Here is a 5,878-nt window from a genome sequence, read left to right as displayed (position 1 = left end):
GACAGGCTCCAGGGACCGCCTCCCCCACTCCCCCGCCGGGTCCTCGGGGACCGCGTCGGCCGGGACGTAGACGGTGTGGACGGGCTGGCGACCGGTCGGGTCCCCGGGGTGACGTCCGGCGAGTTCGAGGTCGATCGGCTCCTGGGAGCGCTCGATCTCCCGTCGCACCCGCTCGTGCAGGCTGGTCGAGTACTTCCCCGACCGGGTTTCCTCCGTCATCGACCCTCCCGACCCCGTCCCGGCCGCGACCGGAGCCCTTCAACACTTTGTTGAGGGAACGGCCGACGCTAGCCCGCCGGGAGGGGAAACACAACGCCCGGACCGGGTCACGCGACGTTCACGTCGGCGCGGGGGATCGCCACATCGGGTTGACCACCGGGCAAACCCGGTGTCATGTGTCCCCGGCACGATGGGTGACGGCGGAAACACCGCGCGCCGGTCCGGACGGGCCGGTGGGGCGGCCGGCAAGGGTGGCGGCCGAGCGACGAACACCCACATCGGGAGACACCCACCATGGAGCAGTACCCCTTGTTCACCCTGTTCGCCCTCGGCCTGCTCGCCGAGGACCGGGAGGAACCCGCCGGGCGTGCGGTGCCCGGCCACGAGGCGGACCGCCTGGCCTCCCTGGCCCGATCCCGCGGTACCACGGGCGAGACCGGGAGCCCCGGAACCGCGATCCCCGCGGACGCGTCCCGCGGTTCCCGGTTCCGACTCCGGCCGCGACGACCCGCCGCGGTCCCGGCGGGCTGATCGACCGTTCCCGTGCCGGGGACGGAGCGGGAACGCACACGGGGTCGGGCCCCGTCGCCGATGACGGCGACGGGGCCCGACACGCGGTGCGCGGCTCAGCCCTTGCGGGTCCTGATCTCCTCGGTCAGCGTCGGCACGACCTGGAAGAGGTCGCCGACCACGCCGAAGTCGACCAGATCGAAGATCGGGGCCTCCTCGTCCTTGTTGACCGCCACGATGGTCTTGGAGGTCTGCATCCCGGCCCGGTGCTGGATGGCGCCGGAGATTCCCGCCGCGATGTAGAGCTGCGGGGAGACCGACTTGCCGGTCTGGCCGACCTGGCTGGAGTGCGGGTACCAGCCGGCGTCCACGGCGGCCCTGGAGGCGCCCACGGCGGCCCCGAGGGAGTCGGCCAGCGCCTCGATGACGGAGAAGTTCTCGGCGCCGTTGACGCCGCGCCCGCCGGAGACCACGATCGCGGCCTCGGTGAGCTCCGGACGTCCGGTGGACTCGCGGGCGGCGCGGGAGACCACCCGGGTGCCGCCCCCGCCCTCGGTGACGGTCACCTCCAGCGTCTCCACGGCGCCCGCCGCCGGAGCGGCCTCGGGGGCCGCGGAGTTCGGCTTGACCGTGATCACGGGGATGCCGGAGGTGATCCGGGAGCGGGTGGTGTAGGAGGCCGCGAAGACCGACTGGGTGGCGATCGGGCCCCGGTCCCCGGCCTCGACGTCCACCGCGTCGGTGATCAGACCGGAGTCCAGCCGCAGGGCCAGGCGGGCGGCGATCTCCTTGCCCTCGGCGGAGGAGGGAACCAGCACCGCGACCGGGGAGACGGACTCCACGGCGGCGCGCAGCGCGTCCACCTTGGGGACCACCAGGTACTCGGTGAACTCGGGGGCGTCGGCGGCCAGGACCCGTACGGCGCCGTACTCGGCGAGGGTCGGGGCGGCGGTGTCGGCACCGGGGCCGAGATGGACGGCCACCGGGTCGCCGAGACGGCGGGCCAGGGTCAGCAGTTCGAGGGTCGGCTTGCGGACACTGCCGTCCACGTGGTCGACCAGGACGAGAACATCAGCCATGGGAGTACTCCTGCGGGTTGCCCGGGAAATGGGGTGGTGGGAGGGGCTCGGACGGCGCGCGGATCGTCAGATGAACCTGCGCTCGGCGAGGAAGGAGGCCAGTTGCTTGGCGCCCTCGCCCTCGTCGGTGACGATCTCGCCCTTGGTGCGGGCGGGGCGCTCGGTGGCGTCCTCCACCGCGGTCCAGGCACCGGCCAGGCCGACCTGCTCGGCCTCGATGTCCAGGTCCTCCAGGTCCAGGGTCTCCACGGGCTTCTTCTTGGCCGCCATGATGCCCTTGAAGGAGGGGTAGCGGGCCTCACCGGACTGGTCGGTCACCGACACGACGGCCGGCAGGGAGGCGCCGAGCTCCTCGGAGGCGGCGTCGTTGTCCCGGCGGCCGGTGACCGTGCCGTCGGCGACGGAGACCTCGGAGAGCAGGGTCACCTGGGGAACCCCCAGCCGCTCGGCGAGCAGCGCGGGCAGCACGCCCATCACACCGTCGGTGGAGGCCATGCCGCACACCACCAGGTCGTAGCCCACCTTCTCGATGGCCCGGGCCAGCACCAGGGAGGTGCCGAAGACGTCGGTGCCCCGAAGGTCGTCGTCGTCCACGTGGACGGCCTTGTCGGCGCCCATGGACAACGCCTTGCGCAACGCGTCGTTGGCGTCCTCCGGCCCCATGGTCAAAACGGTGATCTCCGCGTCATCGGCGCTCTCGGCGATCTGCAGGGCCTGCTCGACCGCGTACTCGTCGAGTTCCGAGAGCAGACCGTCCACGGATTCGCGGTCGGTGGTCAGCTCGTCGGTGAAGCCCCGGTCACCGGTGGCGTCGGGCACGTACTTCACACAGACAACGATCCTCAAGCTCACGCCGGCTCTCCTAGCTCTCGGTGCTCCTCGGACTGCCTCTCCCGGCAGCCTATGCGGCCTCCACGGCCCGTACCGGGCGGGGGCACCGGGGATGATCCACCCGCCTTGTTACTCGCCAGTACATCGTACTCTTTCCCGCCCCGCCAAGGATGACGCATGTGACCTTGCCTACCCGGTCGGGGGGTGGACGCGACAGCCGCACACCCGTCCGACCGGCGGACCGGCCCGGCGGGTCACCGGGACCCGTCCGAGCGTCGCCGGTCTGGGTTACGGAAGCGTAGGTTAGGGTCCGGGAAACCGAACGGTAACCCGACCGCGGACGCGAGGGGTCGCCGCGGCACACCCGGGCCCGACACCCGGTCGCCCGCGCGTCCCTCCCCTCCGCGGTTCCCCCGCAGGAAGCAGGCACCACCCCATGGCAGACCTCGTCTACCCGCCGGTCATCGGCGCCGCCCGAACCATGTTCCGGATGCTGGACCTGCGCTTCGACATGCGCGGCACCGAGCACGTGCCGCGGCGGGGCGGGGCGGTGCTGGTCAGCAACCACATCGGATACCTGGACTTCGTCTTCGCCGGGTTGACCGCGCGTCCCTCCCGGCGACTGGTGCGCTTCATGGCCAAGGACTCGGTCTTCCGCCACCGGGTGTCCGGTCCCCTGATGCGGGCGATGAAGCACATACCCGTGGACCGGGAGCAGGGCGAGCACGCCTTCGCCCGGGCCGTGCAGGCCCTGCGCGGGGGCGAGATCGTGGGCATCTTCCCGGAGGCGACGATCTCCCGTTCCTTCACCCTCAAGGAGTTCAAGACGGGGGCGGCCCGGTTGGCGCAGCAGGCCGGGGTGCCGATGCTGCCGGTGGCGCTGTGGGGCACCCAGCGCCTGTGGACCAAGGGGCACCCCCGCGACCTGCGGCGCAACCACTTCCCCATCACCGTCCGGGTGGGGGCGCCGATGGAGGTGGCCCCCGAGGAGGACCCGACCCGGGCGACCGCACGGCTGCGGTCCCGGGTCCGGGAACTGCTCGAGGCCGCCCAACAGGCCTACCCGGGCGCCCCGCGGGACGAGCGGGACACCTGGTGGCTGCCCGCGCACCTGGGGGGCACCGCCCCGGCGCCACGGGGCGACTGACTCCCGGTACCGGGCCCCGGGGGGCGTCGCCGAGGGGCGGCGCCCCGCCCCGGCCACTCTCAGTGGCGGGACATCTCCCCGCGCAGCGCCTCCAGGAAGCCGTCCACGTCCTCCCCGGTGGTGTCCCAGGAGCACATCCAGCGCACGTCCCCGGCGCGCTCGTCCCAGAAGTAGAAGCGGTACCGCTTCATCAACCGCTGCGAGACCTCCACCGGGAGGCGGGCGAAGACGGCGTTGGCCTGCACCGGGTACAGGGTCTCCACCCCGTCGGTCGCGCGCACGCCCTCGGCCAGGCGGGTCGCCATGGCGTTGGCGTGCCGGGCGCCCTCCAACCACAGCTCCCCGGCGAGCAGCGCCTCGAACTGCACCGAGACGAAGCGCATCTTCGAGGTCAGCTGCATGGAGAGCTTGCGGATGTGCTCGATCCGGCGACCGAGGTCGGGATTGAGCAACACGACCAGCTCCCCCATCAGGAGGCCGTTCTTGGTGCCCCCGAAGGAGACCACGTCCACTCCCGGGACGTCCGTGAACGCCCGCATCGGCAGGTTCAGCGAGGCGGCGGCGTTGGCCAGCCGGGCCCCGTCCAGGTGAACGTGCATGCCCAGCTGATGGGCGTGCTCACAGATCGCGGCGATCTCGTCCGGCGTGTAGACCGTCCCCAGCTCGGTGCTCTGGGTGATGGAGACCACCTGCGGCATCGCACGGTGCTCGTCCTCCCACCCGTACGCCTCGCGGTCGATCAGCTCGGGGGTCAACCGGCCGTGCTCGGCGGGAACGGTGAGCAGCTTGAGGCCACCGACCCGTTCCGGGGCGCCGCACTCGTCGACGTGGATGTGGGCGCTGTCGGCGGTGATCACCGCCCCCCAGCGGTCGGTGAGCGCCTGGAGGGCCACCACGTTGGCCCCCGTGCCGTTGAAGACGGGGTGGGCCCTGGCGTACGGCCCGAAGTGGCTGCGCACGATCCGCTGGAGGTGGTCGGTGTACACGTCCGCGCCGTAGGCGGGCTGGTGTCCCTCGTTGGCGAGGGCGATGGCGGCCAGCACCTCGGGGTGGACTCCGGCGTGGTTGTCACTGGCGAAACCGCGGACCGCGGGGTCGTGGCGGCGTTGGGCGTCGGTGCGCAGGGTGGGCTCCCGGGGCTCGGGGTGCGGAACGGTACGGGGACCGGGGCACCGATGGGGCCCCGGCAACGATGATGCCGGATGATCGTCCGGCGGGGGTCGGGACCCGGGTCAGGACTCCGGCACCAAGGACACCCGACGTCCGTTGACCTCGGCCGCCGGCCGGTCCCACAGCGCGCGCACCTCTTCGGCGAGGTCCCGCACGTCGGTGAAACCGGCGAAGGTCGCGTCCGGTTTCTCGGCCCGCAGCGCGTCGTGGAGCAACGCCTTGACGACGAGGACGGTCGCGGCGGCGGGCGGGCCGGCCTCCCCACCGGCCCGACGACCGGCCCTCCGGAAGGCGTCGGCCAGGGCGAGGGTCCACGCCTCCGCCGCGGCCTTGGCGGCGGCGTAGGCGGCGTTCCCGGCCGTGGGGCGGGCGGCGCCCGCCGCACTGATGAGGATGTACCGCCCGTCGCCGCTGCGCTCCAGGGGGCCGGCGAACGCCAGCGAGGTGTGCTGGACGGTGCGGACGAGCAGGTCGTGCAGAACGTCCCAGTCCGCCAGGTCGGTCTCCGCGAAGGAGGCCGACCCGCGCCATCCGCCGACCAGGTGGACCAGGCCGTCCACCCGACCGAACTCCCGCTCCGCCCGCTCGGCCCAACGGCGCGCGGCGGCGGGATCGAGGAGGTCGACCGTGTCCCCGATGACGGTGGCCCCGCCGTGGGCGAAGCGGGCGGCGTCCACTCCCTCGGCCAGCCGCAGCGGGTCCGCGTCGGCCGCCAGGACGGTGGCACCGGCCTCGGCCAGCCGCAGCAGGACGGCGTGGCCCGCCGGTCCCCCGGCGCCGGCCACCGCGACCACCGCCCCCTCCAGGGGGCCTCCCGCCGGAGAGGGTCCGTCGGTTCCGGAAACGCTCATGCTGCTCGCCCTTCCTCGGGGTTCTGGGATTCGGGGTGGTCCGGCCCCGGGGCCACGGGGCCACCCGGGGC

At 73.1% G+C, this 5,878-nt stretch carries 7 protein-coding genes; 2 read left to right on the top strand and 5 right to left on the bottom strand.

Going from position 1 to position 5,878, the window contains the following annotated elements; genetic code table 11:
- Positions 1–219 (bottom strand): DUF6986 family protein (locus FNQ90_RS27260; RefSeq protein WP_407699335.1); only part of this gene is annotated, 219 nt, incomplete at its 3' end.
- Positions 220–513: 294 nt separating this feature from the next.
- On the opposite strand from FNQ90_RS27260, the gene FNQ90_RS10250 reads away from it, so the two are divergent.
- Positions 514–750 carry a hypothetical protein gene (locus FNQ90_RS10250; protein ID WP_182606087.1) on the top strand — a complete coding sequence of 79 codons (237 nt, stop codon included), beginning with the start codon at positions 514–516 and terminating at the stop codon, positions 748–750.
- Between the two features lie 95 nt (positions 751–845).
- Here the strand turns inward: FNQ90_RS10250 and FNQ90_RS10245 are convergent, their stop codons facing one another.
- A complete protein-coding gene (locus tag FNQ90_RS10245; protein ID WP_182606086.1) occupies positions 846–1,808 on the bottom strand; it encodes an electron transfer flavoprotein subunit alpha/FixB family protein in 963 nt (320 codons plus the stop codon).
- A gap of 66 nt (positions 1,809–1,874) precedes the next feature.
- Positions 1,875–2,660 (bottom strand): electron transfer flavoprotein subunit beta/FixA family protein, encoded by a 786-nt coding sequence (locus FNQ90_RS10240; protein ID WP_182606085.1) that lies wholly within the window; start codon positions 2,658–2,660, stop codon positions 1,875–1,877.
- Between the two features lie 415 nt (positions 2,661–3,075).
- On the opposite strand from FNQ90_RS10240, the gene FNQ90_RS10235 reads away from it, so the two are divergent.
- Entirely contained in the window at positions 3,076–3,786 is a 711-nt protein-coding gene (locus tag FNQ90_RS10235; RefSeq protein WP_182606084.1) for a lysophospholipid acyltransferase family protein, read from the top strand.
- A 59-nt stretch (positions 3,787–3,845) separates the two neighbouring features.
- On the opposite strand, the gene FNQ90_RS10230 is transcribed toward FNQ90_RS10235, so the two are convergent.
- Both FNQ90_RS10230 and FNQ90_RS10225 read right to left on the bottom strand, forming a co-directional pair.
- Positions 3,846–4,910, bottom strand: a complete 1,065-nt coding sequence (locus tag FNQ90_RS10230; RefSeq protein WP_182606088.1) for a threonine aldolase family protein — start codon at positions 4,908–4,910, stop codon at positions 3,846–3,848.
- A 108-nt stretch (positions 4,911–5,018) separates the two neighbouring features.
- Positions 5,019–5,807, bottom strand: coding sequence for an SDR family NAD(P)-dependent oxidoreductase (locus FNQ90_RS10225; RefSeq protein WP_182606083.1), 789 nt, complete (start codon positions 5,805–5,807; stop codon positions 5,019–5,021).
- Positions 5,808–5,878: the final 71 nt, after the last annotated feature.

Source organism: Streptomyces alkaliphilus, from assembly GCF_014141535.1.
GTDB lineage: Bacteria > Actinomycetota > Actinomycetes > Streptomycetales > Streptomycetaceae > Streptomyces > Streptomyces alkaliphilus.
The sequence above is the reverse complement of the archived record's forward strand: the minus strand, read 5'-3'. Positions and strand labels throughout refer to the sequence as shown.

Bases quoted from the DNA above. Each gene is read 5' to 3' on its own strand.
- FNQ90_RS10245 (WP_182606086.1), bottom strand. From the start codon at position 1,808: ATGGCTGATGTTCTCGTCCTGGTCGACCACGTGGACGGCAGTGTCCGC.
- FNQ90_RS10225 (WP_182606083.1), bottom strand. From the start codon at position 5,807: ATGAGCGTTTCCGGAACCGACGGACCCTCTCCGGCGGGAGGCCCCCTG.
- FNQ90_RS10235 (WP_182606084.1), top strand. From the start codon at position 3,076: ATGGCAGACCTCGTCTACCCGCCGGTCATCGGCGCCGCCCGAACCATG.
- FNQ90_RS10250 (WP_182606087.1), top strand. From the start codon at position 514: ATGGAGCAGTACCCCTTGTTCACCCTGTTCGCCCTCGGCCTGCTCGCC.